Raw genomic sequence first — 15,125 nt, forward strand, 5'->3', positions numbered from 1 at the left:
CGGTGTTTGTATGAACATATGGAACGTTTGACCGCCATCATGAACGCCCTGCGCGCCCACGACAGCGTCTCGGTGGCCGAGCTCGCCGAGCGGCACGGCGTGTCGGAGATGACGATCCGGCGCGACCTGGACGAGCTTGCCCAGCAGGGCGTGGTCCGCCGGGTCAGGGGCGGGGCGCTGTCCCTGCTGCTGCGCGGCGAGGAGCCGCCGTTCGGGGTGCGCGAGCGGGAGGCGGTGGAGGCCAAGCGGCGCATCGGCGTCGCAGTCGCGGCGCTGATCGCCGACGGGGAGGCGGTCGCCCTGGACGGCGGCACCACCGTCCTGGAGGTGGCCCGCGCCCTGGCCGGGCGGCGGCTGACCGTGCTGCCGCTGGCGTTGCAGGCCGTCTCGCTGCTGGCCGCCGCGCCGCGGGTGCGCCTGGTGCTGCCCGGCGGCGAGGTCCGCAAGGGCGAGCTGAACCTCACCGGCCCGCTCGCCGAGAGCTCGATCGCGGCGCTGCGCTTCGACACCGCCGTGATCGGCTGCTGCGGCCTGTCGGCCGAGCACGGCCTGACCGCGCACGACCTGCCCGAGGTCGCGGTCAAACGGGCGGCCATCGCCGCCGCCCGGCGGGTGATCGTGGCCTGCGACTCGAGCAAGTTCTCCCGTACGGCCTTCGGCGCCGTCTGCCCGATCTCCCGACTGGACGTCGTGGTGACCGACGACGGCGTGCCGCCCGAGCAGCGTGACGCGCTCGTCGCGGCCGGGGTGGACGTCAAGGAGGCCCGGTGAGACGCGAACGGACGGCCGTCTACCTGCTGTTCTTCCTGGCCGGCCTGGCCATCGGCACCTGGACGGCCCGCATCCCCGCCATCAAGGAGAACCTCGGCCTCGACGCCGGACGGCTCAGCCTGGCGCTGCTGGCCATCGCCGCGGGCGCCGTCGCCGGCATGACGACCGTCGGCCGCCTGGTGGACCGCTACGGCAGCAGCCGCGTCATGATCCCGGCGGCCCTGTCGCAGGGCGTGGTGCTGGTGCCGCCCGCCTTCGCCGCGGGCCTGGGCTCGCTGGCCGCCGCGCTGCTGGTCTTCGGGGTCGTCCACGGCGTCCTGGACGTGTCCATGAACGCCAACGCCGTCGAGGTGGAACGCGCCTGCGGGCGGCCGGTGATGTCGTCCTTCCACGCCGTCTACAGCATCGGCGGGTTCGCCGGGGCCACGACGGGCGGGGTGTTCGCGCAGGCCGGGCTGCCGCCGTCGGTGACGTTCGGGTGCGTGGGGGCGGTGATCGCCGTGCTGGCGGCGTGGGCCTGGCGGTGGGCGCTGCGCTCGGCGCCCGCTCCCCTGCCGGCCGGCGGCTCGGGGTCCGGACGGCCCAAGGGCATCCTGTTGCTCGGCGTGCTGGCCTTCTGCTGCCTGGTGGGCGAGGGGGCGGCGGCCGACTGGAGCTCGGTCTACCTGCGCGAGAACCTGGCCTCCTCGGCGGGGTTCGCCGCCGCCGGGTACGCCGCGTTCTCCCTCGCGATGACCGCGGGGCGGCTGGCGGGCGACCGGCTGGCCGCCAGGTTCGGGCCGGTGACGCTGGTGCGGTGCTGCGGGCTGCTGGCGGCGGCGGGGCTCGGGCTGGCGCTGCTCGGCGGGGGGCCGGTGGCCGGGGTGGTGGGATTCGGCTGCTTCGGGGCGGGGTTGTCGTGCATCGTGCCGCAGGTGTTCTCGGCCGCGGGGCACCGGGACCCGGCCTTCGCCGGGCGGGCGCTGGCGCGGGTGGCGTCCGTCGGGTACCTGGGGTTCCTGTCGGGGCCGGTGATCATCGGGGCGGTGGCCCAGCTCGCCGGGCTGCCGCGGGCGCTGGCCGTACCGGCGCTGATGGCGGCCTTCGTCGCCCTGACGGCCCCCGCCCTGCGGCCTTAGGCATCCGGACGCGGGCGGTGGCGTGCCGGGGATCAGCCGAACTGCTGCCAGCCGAGCCTGATCACCATCGCCACCACCACGCACAACAGCACGACCCGGACGAACGCCGTGCCGCGCCTGATCGCCATCCTGGCGCCGAGCTGGGCGCCGGCCACGTTGCACAGCGCCATGCCGAGCCCCAGCGCCCACTGCACGTGGCCCTGCAGCCCGAACACCGCCAGCGCCCCGAGGTTCGTGCCCACGTTGATGATCTTCGCCGAGGCGGAGGCGGCGACGAAGTCCAGGCCGAGGATGGTGGTGAAGGCGATGATGAGGAACGTGCCGGTGCCCGGCCCCATGATGCCGTCGTAGAAGGCGATGCCCACGCCCGCCGCGGCCACCGCCGCCACCACCCGGCCGTTGGTCCGCAGGTGCGGCTGCGGCAGGGCGCCCATCGAAGGACGCAACGTGACGAACGCCGCCACGCCGAGCAGCACCACCATCACGACCGGGCGCAACACGTCGGCCGAGATCGCCGCCGCCGCCCACGCGCCCAGCCCGGCGCTCACCACGGCCAGCGCCGCACCCGGTAACGCCACCTGACGGTCGATCTTGGTGGAGCGCGCGTACGCCACGGCGGCCGAGGCCGTGCCGAACACCGAGGAGAACTTGTTGGTCGCCATGGCCTGGACGGGCGGCATGCCGGTCATCAGCAACGCCGGCAGCTGCACCAGCCCGCCGCCGCCCACGACCGCGTCGACCCACCCGGCGCCTGCCGCGGCCGCCAGCAACACCACAACCTGCTCCAGCGGCACGCCGCGCCCCCACTCCCCCAGGAAACGCCCAGAAGACTACAGCCCCCCTCCAACCACCCACCGCAGGCCACCCCCCACCCGGCCCTCACCCCACCCCTCGCGTGCTCCAGCCGTACGATCAGGCGGCGAGCAGGCGGAGCAGGACCGCGTTGCCGCTGGCGAACGAGCGCAGGCGCGGCCGCAGGTCGTGGATCTCGTGCCGGAGCACGCTCCTCTCGCCGGCCTCGGCCAGGACGCGGGTGACGGCGGTGTGCCGGCCGGCGAAGCGGGCGCGCAACGCGTCCAGCGCGGACCCTTCATGGCGACACCTGCCGGCCGTCACCGAGCCGCCCGGCGAATTGATGTAAAGCGTTATGTCCCGATGGGGGTCTTCGGCTGCCGGCAAAAGCAGCTCACCGCAGAGCCGGTTGCAAATCTCGTCGTCGACCTCCTGGCCGAGGACCACGATGCGTTCCTTCAGCAGGCGCTGACTGAGCTGGTCAGGCCAGGCCGCGCGCTGGGTCTCCGTCATTGACATCACCTTTCTGCCGAAACTGAACCTGCGAAAAACGCTGGACCCGGCGGCGGTGAATTCCAGCCCCTTTTCGCTGGGGGCGCATTTCACTCAAGGCGCGTTACTCCCAGCGCGAAAAACCATCGACATACAATCCCGGATGTGAGAAGGAACCTCCCCCGCCGTTGGGCGTGCCTCATCCTGGGCGGGGCGCTGCTGATGCCGTACATGATGGCCGGGGTGCTGGTCGCCGGATTGTGGCGCGGCATGTCGTCCGACCTGCTGATGCCGATCCAGGTCGGGGTGTTCGTCGCGGTGCTGCCGGTGGTGGCGGTGACCGGGCTGTTCCTGCCGGTGCGCGCGCTGGAGGTGAACGCCGCCCAGGGGCTGCTCGGGGCCCGCGTGGAGACCCCGCCGCGGCAGGCCCGCCGGTCGTGGCAGGAGCGGCGGCGCACCGCCGCGTGGTTCACGCTGCATCTGGCGGTGGGCGGCGTGGTGAGCGGGTTCACGCTGGCGGTCGTGCCGTTCACGGTGTTCACGATGGCGCTGCCGTTCGTCGGGGAGCCGATGCCGGTGCTGGGGCTCACGGCCGAGCCGGGGTGGCCGTCCGTGCTGTGGGCGGCGGCGGGCGTGGGGGCGCTGGCGCTGCTGGTGGCGGGCGCGGCGGGGGCGGGGGCGCTGCTGGCCGCCCTGGCTCCCCCGCTGCTCGGCCCCACCCCCGCCGAGCGGCTGGCCGCCGCCGAGGATCACGCCCGTACGCTGGCCGAACGCAACCGGCTGGCCCGCGAGCTGCACGACTCGGTCGGGCACGCGCTCAGCGTCGTCACCCTGCAGGCCGCCGCGGCCGGACGCGTCCTCGACCGCGACCCGGCCACCGCCAGGACCGCGCTGGCGGCCATCGAGCAGTCGGCCCGCGCCGCGCTGGAGGACCTGGACCACGTGCTCGGCGTCCTGCGCGAGGACGCACGCGGGGACGGGCGCGGAGACGGGCGCCCCGAGGCAGGCGGCACAGGCGGGCGCGAGGGCCACCGGGAGGACGGCGAGGAGGCGCGGCGGGCGCCGCAGGCGACGTTGGCCGACCTCGCGGCGCTGGTGGCGGGCTCCGGCGCCGAGGTGCGGCAGGACGTGGGCGACCTGTCCGGCGTGCCCGCCGTCGTCTCCAGGGAGGCGTACCGCATCCTGCAGGAGGCGCTGACCAACGCGATCCGGCACGGCGGCGGCACGGTCCGCCTGGCCGCCGCCGTCCAGGGCGACGACCTGCGCCTGGAGGTCAGCAACCCCGGCGGGGCGCACGGCGGCCCGCACGGGGGGAGGCGCGCCGGGAGCCGCGGCCGGGGCGTGGCGGGCATGCGCGAACGCGTCCGCCTGCTCCGCGGCGACCTGCGCGCCGGCCCCGACGAGGACGGCTGGACGGTCTCGGTCCGCCTCCCCCTCCGCCCGAACCCGGAACCCCCCTCAGCCGACTCCCTCCGGGCGGCTCGCTCCTGGGGCAGGCCACGCCGCCGTCACCCCGGGGACGCCCCGAACCCTCTCCGCACGGGTGCCGCTACGGTCAGGGGCATGACACTCAAGGTCGTGATCGCCGACGACGAGGACCTCATCCGCGCCGGGCTGCGCGTCATCATCGACGCCGAGCCCGGCCTGCGCGTGGTCGGCGAGGCCGGGGACGGCGCCGCGGTCCTGCCGGTCGTCCGCCGCGAGCGCCCCGACGTCGTGCTGATGGACGTCCGCATGCCCGCCATGGACGGCATCCAGGCCACCCGGCGGCTCGTGGCGCTCGACGACCCGCCCAAGGTCCTGGTCGTGACCACGTTCGAGAACGACGACCACGTCTACGACGCCCTGCGCGCCGGGGCGAGCGGCTTCCTGCTCAAACGCACCAGACCGGACGACCTGCTCCAGGCGATCAGGCTGGTGGCGGCCGGGGAGTCGCTGCTGTTCCCGGCCGCGATCCGCACCCTGGCCGGCCGCCGCCCGCGCGCCCACGTGCCGGGGATCGACCGGCTCACCGGCCGCGAGGGCGACGTGCTGCGGCTGATGACCAGGGGCATGTCCAACACCGAGATCGCCGCCGAGCTGGTCGTCAGCCAGGAGACCGTCAAGACGCACGTCGGCAACGTCCTGGCCAAGCTGGGCGCGCGCGACCGCACGCAGGCCGTGATCGCCGCCTACGAGTCGGGGTTCGTCTCGCCCGGCTGAGGCCGGTCGAGCAGCCGCGCGGCCGGCAGCAGGGTGGCCTCGGCGGCGCTCAGCCCCTTCTCGGCCAGGGCCCGGTCCACCAGGCGCAGGCCCACCGCGTAACCCGCCATGTCGGGAACGCCGCGGGGCTGCCCGCCGAAGAGCCGCATGGCGCTGTCGCCCAGCACGTACGCCGGGGTGTTCGCCATGCCCTGCAGGTCGAACGCATCCATGATCATCTTGTCGGCGCGCTCCAGCTCCTCCCCCGTCACCATCCGCGACCAGGGGCCCATGGCCTCCGGGCCGGACAGCTCCCTGACGAACGCCTCGGCCAGCCCCTCGGCCACCACGTGCTCGCCCACGGTGACCGTCCGCGGGTCCCACTCGACGTTGGTGTAGCGCACGTTGTGGTGGAACTCGTGCACCGCGCAGTGCGCGATCCGGCCGATGACCTCCTCCGACGGCCAGCCCAGCAGGTACAGCCAGCCGGGCGAGCCGCCCATCCCGTAGTAGCCGCCGCTGACCTTCATCAGGTGCTCGTTGCCGGGGTCGCCGAGCACGAACATCACCTGCAGCGAGGACGCCTGCCTGGCCTCCTTCAGCGCGTGGGAGGCGCGCTCCAGCTCCCTGCGCACCTGGCCGAGCACGTCGGCCTCGATCATGGCCTGGACGGCGGGCAGGTACCGGGCGTCCTCGGCGTCGACGCGGAAGCCGCCGCCCTGGTGGTGGACGTCGACGATGTCGCCGGGCACCGGGATCGCCGGCCGGATCGGCGCCAGCATCTCCCGCAGCGCGTCGGGCCGGTCGGCGAGCGGCCGGGCGAGCAGGTCCGCCATGGCCGTGAGCGTGTCGTGAACGATGAACTCCATGCCACGGACGCTAAAGCCTCACGTAACGTGAGGCTCAAACGCATTAAAGCGGCGACTCGCCCAGTTCGTCGCCCGGCGACTGCCCCGGCGTGCCGGGACCGGTGCGCGTCGGCGACGGCGACTGCGACGGCGAGGGCTCCTCCGGCACCGGCGTGGCGGGCGTGGGCGGCGGCGTGGGCACGAACACCGTCGGCGGGAGCTGGCGGGGCATCGGCTCGCTGTCGCGCCTGCCGAACAGCAGCAACAGCAGGATCGTCGTGACCAGCACCAGCAGGATCGCCAGCGCCAGGGCGGCCAGCAGCACCCGCCGCCGCGTCTCGGTCAGCGGCAGCCGCCGTGCCAGCGGCCCCGGCAGCGCGGGCGCGCGGTCGGTCAGCCAGTACGGCACGAAGTCCGGCCCGTGCGCCTGCCCGATGAACGTCCCGCCCACCATGACCGGGTCCAGGAACCGTTCGGCCCCCGGCTGCCCCGGCGCGTACGGCACCGCCACCCACGGCGCGGGACCGTCGTGCACGTCGAGCACCTCGGGCGTCCCGTCGAGCACCGAGGCGCGCCCCCGGCCGAGCCCCAGCCACCCGCGCCCGCCGGACCGCCCGGACGCCTCCTTGATCGCGGTCAGGAACCGGTCGCGCGCCGCCGCGTCGAGGGCGGCGCCCCGGGTGAGCACGGCCAGCGACACCGCGCGCCCGTCGGGTCCCTGTCCCAGGTAGACGAACCCGGCCGGGGCCGTGTGCAGGCGGGCCTGCACGACGTAGCGCCCCAGCTGGGGCGGATCACCGTACTGCAGGGGACTTGCCACGTTTGCCATGAAAGCACAGACGTGGCGTCGTGCACGTTCGCGGCGCGTTTGGTGGAATGGCGTCATGAGCGTCGCCGAAGAGTTGCCAGGCGGAAACGACGCGGCCCTGCTGCGTCGAAGTCTCGACGAGGTCCGGCGTGTCATCGTGGGACAGGAGCACATGGTCGAACGGCTGGTCGTGGCCCTGCTGGCCCGCGGTCACTGCCTGCTCGAAGGCGTGCCGGGCGTCGCCAAGACCCTGGCCGCCTCCACCCTGGCCACCGTCGTGGGCGGCACGTTCGCCCGGATCCAGTTCACCCCCGACCTCGTGCCGAGCGACATCGTCGGCACCCGCGTCTTCCACCCCTCCAACGAGAAGTTCGACGTCGAGCTGGGTCCGGTGTTCGTCAACTTCCTGCTGGCCGACGAGATCAACCGCGCCCCGGCCAAGGTGCAGTCGGCGCTGCTGGAGGTGATGGCCGAGCGCCAGGTCACGCTGGCCGGCGTCACCCATCCGCTGCCCAGGCCGTTCATCGTGCTGGCCACCCAGAACCCGATCGAGTCCGAGGGCGTCTACCCGCTGCCCGAGGTGCAGCGCGACCGTTTCCTGTTCCGCGTGCGGGTGCCGCACCCCAGCGCGCACGAGGAGCTGGAGATCCTGCACCGGATGAGCGTCACGCCGCCCGTGCCCGACCGGGTGCTCGACCCGGCCAGGCTGCTGGCCCTGCAGCAGGCCGCCGAGCAGGTCTCGGTGCACCAGCTCGTGGCCGACTACGTGGTGCGCCTGGTCATGTCCACCCGCGCGCCCGCCGACTACGGGCTGGGCGACCTGGCCGAGACGATCGAGATCGGCGTCAGCCCGCGCGCCACGCTCGGCCTGGTCTCGGCCGGGCGCGCGCTGGCCCTGCTGCGCGGCCGCGACTACCTGCTGCCCGACGACGTGCGCGACGTGGCCGTCGACGTCATGTCCCACCGGCTCATGCTGACCTTCGACGCCCTGGCCGACGGCGTCGATCCCGAGCAGGTCGTCAAGCAGATCCTGCACGCCGTGCCGCCACCCCTGGTCGTCTGGAACCAGAACCGTTGAACACCGCCGAGCAGGCGCTGCGACGGCTGGAGCTGACCGTCACGCGGCGGCTCGACGGCCTGCTGCACGGCGCCCACCAGGGGCTGCTGCCCGGCACCGGCAGCGAGACCGGCGACAGCCGCCTGTACGTGCCCGGCGAGGACGACGTGCGCCGCATGGACTGGGCCGTCACCGCCCGCACGACCGTCCCCCACGTCCGCGACCTCATCGCCGACCGCGAGCTGGAGACCTGGGCGCTGGCCGACCTGTCGGCCAGCATGGACTTCGGCACCGCCGACACCGACAAGCGCGACCTGGTCGTGGCCGCCGTCGGCGCGATCGGCTTCCTGTCCAGCCGCATGGGCGACCGGTTCGGCGCGCTGGTGCTGCACGAGGAGTACATCCATCGCATGCCCGCCCGTACCGGCCGCCCGGCCCTGTACGGGCTGCTCAACTCCCTCATGGACGCCCCGCGCGGCCGGGCCGTGCCCGACGCCCCCGACCTGGCCGAGGGCATCGACGTGCTGGCGGCCACCCGCCGCCGCAGGGGCCTGCGCCTGGTCGTCTCCGACTTCCTCGACGACCGCCCCGAGCTCGACCCCGACGCCGAACGCCCCTGGGAGCGCCCGATCAGGCGGCTGGCCTCCCGCCACCAGGTGCTGGCCGTGGAGGTCATCGACCCGCGCGAGCTGGAGCTGCCGGACGTCGGCCGGGTGGCGTTCACCGATCCCGAGACCGGGAACGTACGTGAAGTGCACCTTTCTCCCAAAGTCCGGCAAGCATATGCAGAAGCCGCTGCCCTCCAGCGTGAGGGCACCCGGCTCGCCCTGCGCCGCGCCGGGATCGCCCACCTGGTGCTGCGGACCGACAGGGACTGGGTGTTCGACGTGGCGCAGTTCGTCCTGCGCCAGCGCCGCATGAGCCACCTCGCCCACCGGAGACCCGTATGACGTTTCTCGCCCCCGGCTGGTTGTGGCTGTTCGTGCTGGTGGCGCTGCTGGTGGCCGGATACGTCGTGGCGCAGTTCGCCCGCCGCCGCTACACCGTGCGCTTCACCAACCTGGCGCTGCTCAACCTCGTCGCCCCCGCCGGGCCGGGCTGGCGCCGGCACGTGCCCCCGGCGCTGTTCCTGGTCATGATGTCGTTCCTGGTGGTCGGCGCCGCCAAACCCGCCGACCAGGTACGCGTCCCCCGCGACCGCGCCACCATCATGATCGCCCTCGACGTCTCCCTGTCCATGGACGCCGGCGATGTCCAGCCCAACCGGATCAGCGCCGCCAAGGCAGCCGCCCAGGCGTTCGCCAGGGAGCTGCCCGACCGCTTCAACGTCGGCGTGGTGTCCTTCGCCCGCTCGGCCAACGTCGTCATCTCGCCCACCACCGACCACCAGGCCGTCGTCACCGCCATCGGCAACCTGACCACCCGGCCCGGCACCGCGATCGGCGAGGCCGTCTTCAACTCCCTCGACTCGGTGCGCTCCTTCGACCAGCAGGCCGCCACCGACCCGCCGCCCGCCGCGATCGTGCTGCTGTCCGACGGCGACAACACCTCCGGCCGGTCGGTGAACGAGGCCATCGAGGCCGCCCAGCAGGCCCACGTCCCGGTCTCCACCATCGCGTACGGCACCCAGGAGGGCACCGTCGACATCGACGGCAGGCCCGTGAACGTCCCGGTCAACAAGCAGACCCTGCAGTCGCTCTCCGACGGCACCAGCGGCCGGGCCTACGCCGCCGAGTCCGGCAGCGAGCTGCGCGACGTCTACGAGCAGATCGGCACCTCGCTGGGGTTCAAGCTGGTCAGCCAGGAGATCACCCAGTGGTTCATCGTGGCCGCGATCGTGCTCGGGCTGCTGGTGGCCGGCGCCGCGGTCTTGTTCGGCACCCGCATCCCGTAACGTTTTCCCACGTGGCCCACTACTTCTCCGAACGTCCCGAGACCGCGAGCAGGCCGGGCTCGGTCGACCTGGTCCTGCCCGACCTGCACCTGCGGCTGGAGACCGACCGGGGCGTGTTCTCACCCGACCGGGTCGACGTCGGCACGCGCGCGCTGCTGGAGTCCGTCCCGCCGCCGCCGCAGGAGGGCGACCTGCTCGACCTGGGCTGCGGCTACGGGCCCATCGCGCTGACGATGGCCTCGCGGGCGCCAGGGGCGACGGTGTGGGCCGTCGACGTGAACCGGCGCAGCCTGGAGCTGACCGGGCGGAACGCCCAGGCCGCCGGCCTTTACAAAGTAAGACCTGTTCATGTTGATGAAGTGCCGGATGACGTGAAATTTCGGGCCATCTGGTCCAATCCCGCCATCCGGATTGGCAAGCCGGCTCTGCACGAGATGCTCACCAGGTGGCTCACCCGGCTGACGCCCGACGGCGTCGCCTACCTGGTCGTCCAGAAACACCTCGGCTCGGACTCCCTGCAGCGCTGGCTCGGCGAGCAGGGCTGGCAGGCCTCCCGCGAGGCCTCCCGAGCCGCCTACCGCATATTGAAGGTGGCCCGATGAGAAGGCAGCTGCGCCCCACCGACGTCAAGCGGCTCAACCGCACCTGGCGCAGGAACACCGACAACCGGCTCGCGCTGATCCTGGAGTCGGTGACGGGCCCGTTCAACGTCGGCTCGATCTTCCGCAGCGCCGCGGCGTTCGGCGTCGACCAGATCTGGCTGGCGGGCAACGCCACGCCGCCCACCAACCCCAAGGCGGGCAAGACGGCGCTCGGCACCGAGCGCCTGGTCACCTGGCACGAGCCGGTCCCGGCCACCGAGGCGGTCAAGGCCGCCAAGGACGACGGCTACGCCGTGCTGGCCATCGAGCTGACCGGCGAGGCCGTGCCGCTGCACCGCGCCGACCTCGGCCGCGACGTGTGCCTGGTGGTCGGCAGCGAGGACCACGGCTGCTCCCCCGCCCTGCTGGAGGCCGTCGACGGCGTCTGCTACATCCCGCAGGTCGGGCGGGTGGGCTCGTTCAACGTGTCGGTGGCCGCGGCCATCGCGCTGGCCGAGGCGCGCCGCCAGGAGTGGGAGAATCTCCCCGAACCGTGACCGAACCGTCCACCATCGGAAGGGACACCGGGTCGTGCTCAGCCGTCGTTTCGCCTTTCTCGACCATCCGGGGCCGCTGGCCTTCGCCCACCGCGGCGGCGCGCTGGAGGGCGCCGAGAACTCCCTGGCGGCCTTCGAACGCGCGGTCGGGCTCGGCTACGACTACCTGGAGACCGACGCGCACGCCACCGCCGACGGCGTGCTGCTGGCCTTCCACGACCACACCCTCGACCGGGTGACCGACCGGCGGGGCCGCATCTCCGAGCTGCCCTACCGGGAGGTCCGGCAGGCCCGCATCGCCGGCGTGCACGAGATCCCGCTGCTGGAGGACCTGCTCGGCACGTGGCCGCAGGTGCGCTTCAACATCGACGTCAAGGAGGCGGCGGCCATCGCGCCACTGGCCGGGGCGGTCCGGCGCACCAACGCCTACGACCGCGTCTGCCTGACCTCCTTCTCCGACGAGCGCCTGGTCATGGCCAGGGCCGCCATGGGCCGCGAGGTGTGCTCGGCACTCGGCCCGCGCGGCGTGGCAGCGCTGCGGGCCGCCGCCGCCACCTCCGGCTACGGCCGGCTGCTGGCCCGCCTGTCGCGCGCCGGGATCCCGTGCGCGCAGGTGCCGATCGGCTTCCGCGGCCTGCGCGTCACCACCCGCCGCCTGGTCCGCACCGCCCACGCCATCGGCATGCAGGTGCACGTGTGGACGATCAACGACACCGTCCGCATGGAGCACCTGCTCGACCTCGGCGTCGACGGGATCATGACCGACAACGTCACCGGCCTGCGCGAGGTCCTCGAACGGCGGGGCCTGTGGCACCCGCGCGGCATGGCGGCCTGACCGGCCCGCCGGCGGCGACCTTCCTCTCCTGAGGTGATCACTGTAAGGTCATGTGCACGACACGTGGACGTGACCCACGACCTGCGAAGATGGGCACTTCGTCAGGCATGACCCCACCCCGTGGCCGGGCCGCGCGAGGCCCCCGGCCCCCGGCCGCAGAGGAGCGACACGACACCATGGCCTCCACCGCACCCCCCGCGGCCCTCGACGACTCCCCCGCGGCGCGCCGCCGCGAGCAACGCGGCTGGTACTTCTACGACTGGGCCAACTCTGCCTTCTACACCACGATCATCTCGGTGTTCCTGGGCCCGTACCTGATCCCGGTCGCCAGGACCGCGGCCTGCGCGAAGGACTTCCCCGCCCTGGCGCCCGGGACGTGCGCGTCCCAGTTCGACGCGCTGGTCCTGCGCCACCCCGGCCTGGGGTACGTCGACGTGCTCGGCGCCGACATCAGGCCCGCTGCCTTCTTCGGGCTGACGCTGACGGTGGCGGTGTTCCTGCAGATCGTGTTCCTGCCCATCGTGGGCGCGCTGGCCGACCACACCGGCCGCAAGCGGGAGCTGCTCGGCGGGTTCGCCTACGTCGGCGCGCTGGCCACCATGGGCCTGTACTTCGTCGAGGGCGACCGCTACCTGCTGGGCGGCGCGCTGTTCGTGGTGGCCAACCTCGCCTACGGCTCCTCCGTGGTGGTCTACGACTCCTTCCTGCCGCAGATCTCCACCCCCGAGGAGCGCGACGGGGTCTCCTCGCGCGGCTGGGCGATCGGCTACCTCGGCGGCGGGCTGCTGCTCCTGCTCAACCTCGCGCTGTTCCTGCAGCACGACAGCCTCGGGCTGAGCGAGGGCATGGCGGTGCGCATCAGCATGATGTCCGCCGGCCTGTGGTGGGCGACGTTCACCGTCATCCCGCTGCTGCGGCTGCGCAACCGTCCCGTGGCGGCGCACGAGACCACGGCGCTGCGCTCGGTGCGCGGGAGCTTCCGCCAGCTCGGCCGTACGCTGGCCGAGCTGCGGCGGTACCCGCTGACGCTGCTGTTCCTGGTGGCCTACCTGGTCTACAACGACGGCGTGCAGACGGTCATCGGCAACAGCGCGGCCTTCGCCTCCGAGGCGCTCAAGCTGGACAAGACCGTACAGATCACGGCGATCCTGATGGTGCAGTTCGTGGCGTTCTTCGGGGCGCTGCTGCTGGGGTGGCTGGCGCGCGGCTTCGGCACCAAGCGCACGGTGCTGGCCAGCCTGGTGCTGTGGACCGGGATCGTGGTGGTGGCGATGTTCGTCGGCGAGGGGCAGGCGCTGCAGTTCTACCTGATGGCCTTCGCCATCGCGATCGTGCTGGGCGGTACGCAGGCGCTGTCGCGGTCGTTGTTCTCGCAGGTGATCCCGAAGGGGCGGGAGGCGGAGTACTTCAGCCTGCTGCAGATCAGCGACAAGGGGTCGGCGTTCATCGGGTCGCTGACGGTGACGATCGCGCTGCAGGTCACCAACAGCTACCGGATCGCCATCGTGTCCATGATCATATTCTTCGTGGTGGGCTTCGTGCTGCTCGCCCTGACGAACCTGCCCAAGGCCATCAGGGCGGCCGGCAACGAGGTCCCCTCGCGGATCTGACCCCCGTCAGGGGCCGTAGCGGCGCGAGAGCCAGTACGAGGTGCCCACCAGGGCGCCGGTGCCCAGGATGGCCAGCAGCACCAGCGGGCCGACGTGCCCGCCGCTGGTCATGGTGCCGCTCTCCAGCCGGATCTCGGCCCGTCCGGGAGCCTGGGCCGGGCGGGTGACGGGCTCGGGGGGCCGGGAGTCGCGGGCCTCCAGGCCGGGGATGGCCTCGACGTCGTCGTCCCGGCGCGGGGCGTGGGCCTGCTTCCTGGCCGGTTCGTGCCGCCCGGACCGGGGGGCCGCGTCGTCGTCGCCGTCGTCACTGTCATCGTCGTCGCCGTCGTGGGCGGCCAGGGCGAGCGCCGGGGGCGGCCCGGCCGCCGCCTGGGCCGGAAGCAGCACCCCTCCCCCGGCGAGGACGAACGCGAGCGCGGCGACCGCCGCGGCCCAGCGTGGCATGAGATCCATCTACGCCTCCTGATCGACGTCGCGGTCCCCTGAGCCTGCGCGGCCGCCGTGGGGCGGCCGTGAGCGGGCCATGAGAGTCCTCTCACGAAGGGTCGCTCGTCAAACACGCAACGTCACAGATCGGCGGCCAGCACCATGGTGCCCGGCCCCCGGGCGGCGCCGGGACCGGGCATCGGCAGCACGGTCTCGGCGGTGGCCTCGCCGCCGCAGTGGGGGCAGGTGACGACGGGCGTGAACTCCCGCCCGCAGGAGTGGACGAGCAGCGCGGGCGGCCCGCCGGGCGGGGTGGACCACCGGTCGCCCCAGGCCATGAGCGTCAGCAGCGCGGGCACGACGTCACGCCCGGCCTCGGTCAGCAGGTATTCGTGCCGCACCGGACGCTCCTGGTAGGGGCGCTTCTCCACGACGCCGGTGGCGACGAGATGGTCGAGCCGGCGGGCCAGCAGGTTGCGCGAGATGCCCAGGTCCTCGGCGAGGTCGTCGAACCTGCGCAGGCCGAGGAACAGGTCGCGCAGGATCAGCGGGGTCCACGGCTCGCCGATGACGCCGACGGCCTGGGCGATGGAGCAGTGCATCTCACCGAACCTGTTCATGCACCCATGATAGTGGGTTGATAATGTGAACCCATGACAGTTCACATTCAGGACTCACCCGCCGGCGCGTACCGCCGGGCCGGCGAGGCGCACGACGCCCAGGCACTCAAGGCCACCCTCGCCGACGGCGTGGTGTTCCACTCGCCGCTGAGCCACCGGGCCGGCTTCGAGGGCCTGCCCCAGGTCGGAGCGCTGTTCGAAGCCGTCTTCGACGTGCTGTCGGACCTGCGCTACCAGAGCGACATCGGCGATGACCGCACCCGCATGCTCACGGCGACCGCCCGGGTCGGCCGCCAGCCGCTGCACGAGGTGGCCCAGCTCGAACTGGACGACGACGGCCTGGTCCGGGAGATCACCATGTGGATCAGGCCGCTGCCGGGACTGACCGCGCTGATGGCCGCCCTGGGCCCCCGCATCGCCAGGGACAAGGGCAGGCCGGGCCTTCCGCTGCTGGTGAAGGCGGCCTCCGCGCCGCTGGCCGCGATGACGAGGTTCGGCGACCGGACCTTGGTGCCGCTGCTGGCCTGAGACGCAG

General features: G+C 73.1%; 16 protein-coding genes and 2 pseudogenes. 12 read left to right on the forward strand and 6 right to left on the reverse strand.

The window, feature by feature from the left end; all coding sequences use genetic code 11:
• Positions 1-18 precede the first annotated feature (18 nt).
• Complete coding sequence (locus ACIBQ8_RS07035) at positions 19-771, forward strand: DeoR/GlpR family DNA-binding transcription regulator (RefSeq protein ID WP_397191422.1); 753 nt, start codon at positions 19-21, stop codon at positions 769-771.
• Complete coding sequence (locus ACIBQ8_RS07040; protein WP_397174143.1) at positions 768-1,889, forward strand: MFS transporter; 1,122 nt, start codon at positions 768-770, stop codon at positions 1,887-1,889. The genes ACIBQ8_RS07035 and ACIBQ8_RS07040 overlap by 4 nt, the downstream gene beginning before the upstream one ends.
• A 32-nt stretch (positions 1,890-1,921) precedes the next feature.
• Here ACIBQ8_RS07040 and ACIBQ8_RS07045 read toward each other — a convergent pair whose 3' ends face one another.
• Both ACIBQ8_RS07045 and ACIBQ8_RS07050 read right to left on the reverse strand, forming a co-directional pair.
• Positions 1,922-2,683: a sulfite exporter TauE/SafE family protein gene (locus tag ACIBQ8_RS07045; protein ID WP_397191423.1), complete on the reverse strand. Its 762-nt coding sequence runs from the start codon at positions 2,681-2,683 to the stop codon at positions 1,922-1,924.
• A gap of 310 nt (positions 2,684-2,993) precedes the next feature.
• Positions 2,994-3,194 (reverse strand): annotated as a pseudogene (locus ACIBQ8_RS07050) (ATP-dependent Clp protease proteolytic subunit); the annotation flags it as partial.
• A gap of 549 nt (positions 3,195-3,743) precedes the next feature.
• Here ACIBQ8_RS07050 and ACIBQ8_RS07055 point away from each other — a divergent pair.
• Positions 3,744-4,601 (forward strand): annotated as a pseudogene (locus tag ACIBQ8_RS07055) (sensor histidine kinase); the annotation flags it as partial.
• A gap of 135 nt (positions 4,602-4,736) precedes the next feature.
• Positions 4,737-5,375 carry a response regulator gene (locus ACIBQ8_RS07060; RefSeq protein ID WP_397174137.1) on the forward strand — a complete coding sequence of 213 codons (639 nt, stop codon included), beginning with the start codon at positions 4,737-4,739 and terminating at the stop codon, positions 5,373-5,375.
• On the opposite strand, the gene ACIBQ8_RS07065 is transcribed toward ACIBQ8_RS07060, so the two are convergent.
• On the reverse strand, positions 5,345-6,223 hold the full coding sequence (locus ACIBQ8_RS07065) for a DUF2268 domain-containing protein (RefSeq protein WP_397174136.1): 879 nt from the start codon (positions 6,221-6,223) through the stop codon (positions 5,345-5,347). The genes ACIBQ8_RS07060 and ACIBQ8_RS07065 overlap by 31 nt on opposite strands.
• A 43-nt stretch (positions 6,224-6,266) precedes the next feature.
• Positions 6,267-7,031 carry a hypothetical protein gene (locus tag ACIBQ8_RS07070; protein WP_397191424.1) on the reverse strand — a complete coding sequence of 255 codons (765 nt, stop codon included), beginning with the start codon at positions 7,029-7,031 and terminating at the stop codon, positions 6,267-6,269.
• A 55-nt stretch (positions 7,032-7,086) separates the two neighbouring features.
• Between ACIBQ8_RS07070 and ACIBQ8_RS07075 the strand changes: the two genes are divergently transcribed.
• The 7 genes from ACIBQ8_RS07075 to ACIBQ8_RS07105 all read left to right on the forward strand — a co-directional run bounded on the left by ACIBQ8_RS07075 (position 7,087) and on the right by ACIBQ8_RS07105 (position 13,544).
• A complete protein-coding gene (locus ACIBQ8_RS07075; RefSeq protein ID WP_352328096.1) occupies positions 7,087-8,088 on the forward strand; it encodes a MoxR family ATPase in 1,002 nt (333 codons plus the stop codon).
• Positions 8,085-9,017: a DUF58 domain-containing protein gene (locus ACIBQ8_RS07080; protein WP_397191425.1), complete on the forward strand. Its 933-nt coding sequence runs from the start codon at positions 8,085-8,087 to the stop codon at positions 9,015-9,017. The genes ACIBQ8_RS07075 and ACIBQ8_RS07080 overlap by 4 nt, the downstream gene beginning before the upstream one ends.
• Entirely contained in the window at positions 9,014-9,961 is a 948-nt protein-coding gene (locus tag ACIBQ8_RS07085; RefSeq protein WP_397174130.1) for a VWA domain-containing protein, read from the forward strand. Before ACIBQ8_RS07080 ends, ACIBQ8_RS07085 begins: the two co-directional genes overlap by 4 nt.
• A gap of 11 nt (positions 9,962-9,972) precedes the next feature.
• On the forward strand, positions 9,973-10,563 hold the full coding sequence (locus tag ACIBQ8_RS07090) for a methyltransferase (RefSeq protein ID WP_352350751.1): 591 nt from the start codon (positions 9,973-9,975) through the stop codon (positions 10,561-10,563).
• Positions 10,560-11,099, forward strand: a complete 540-nt coding sequence (locus ACIBQ8_RS07095; protein ID WP_352350753.1) for a TrmH family RNA methyltransferase — start codon at positions 10,560-10,562, stop codon at positions 11,097-11,099. The genes ACIBQ8_RS07090 and ACIBQ8_RS07095 overlap by 4 nt, the downstream gene beginning before the upstream one ends.
• Before the next feature lie 34 nt (positions 11,100-11,133).
• Entirely contained in the window at positions 11,134-11,934 is an 801-nt protein-coding gene (locus ACIBQ8_RS07100) for a glycerophosphodiester phosphodiesterase family protein (protein WP_397174126.1), read from the forward strand.
• A gap of 176 nt (positions 11,935-12,110) precedes the next feature.
• Positions 12,111-13,544 (forward strand): MFS transporter, encoded by a 1,434-nt coding sequence (locus ACIBQ8_RS07105; RefSeq protein WP_397191426.1) that lies wholly within the window; start codon positions 12,111-12,113, stop codon positions 13,542-13,544.
• A gap of 6 nt (positions 13,545-13,550) precedes the next feature.
• On the opposite strand, the gene ACIBQ8_RS07110 is transcribed toward ACIBQ8_RS07105, so the two are convergent.
• Positions 13,551-13,997, reverse strand: a complete 447-nt coding sequence (locus ACIBQ8_RS07110) for a hypothetical protein (protein ID WP_397191427.1) — start codon at positions 13,995-13,997, stop codon at positions 13,551-13,553.
• A gap of 113 nt (positions 13,998-14,110) precedes the next feature.
• Positions 14,111-14,590, reverse strand: coding sequence for a helix-turn-helix domain-containing protein (locus ACIBQ8_RS07115; protein ID WP_352350760.1), 480 nt, complete (start codon positions 14,588-14,590; stop codon positions 14,111-14,113).
• Positions 14,591-14,623: 33 nt separating this feature from the next.
• On the opposite strand from ACIBQ8_RS07115, the gene ACIBQ8_RS07120 reads away from it, so the two are divergent.
• Complete coding sequence (locus tag ACIBQ8_RS07120; RefSeq protein ID WP_397174120.1) at positions 14,624-15,118, forward strand: nuclear transport factor 2 family protein; 495 nt, start codon at positions 14,624-14,626, stop codon at positions 15,116-15,118.
• Positions 15,119-15,125 lie beyond the last annotated feature (7 nt).

It is taken from the genome of Nonomuraea sp. NPDC049646, assembly GCF_044465525.1.
Lineage (GTDB): Bacteria > Actinomycetota > Actinomycetes > Streptosporangiales > Streptosporangiaceae > Nonomuraea.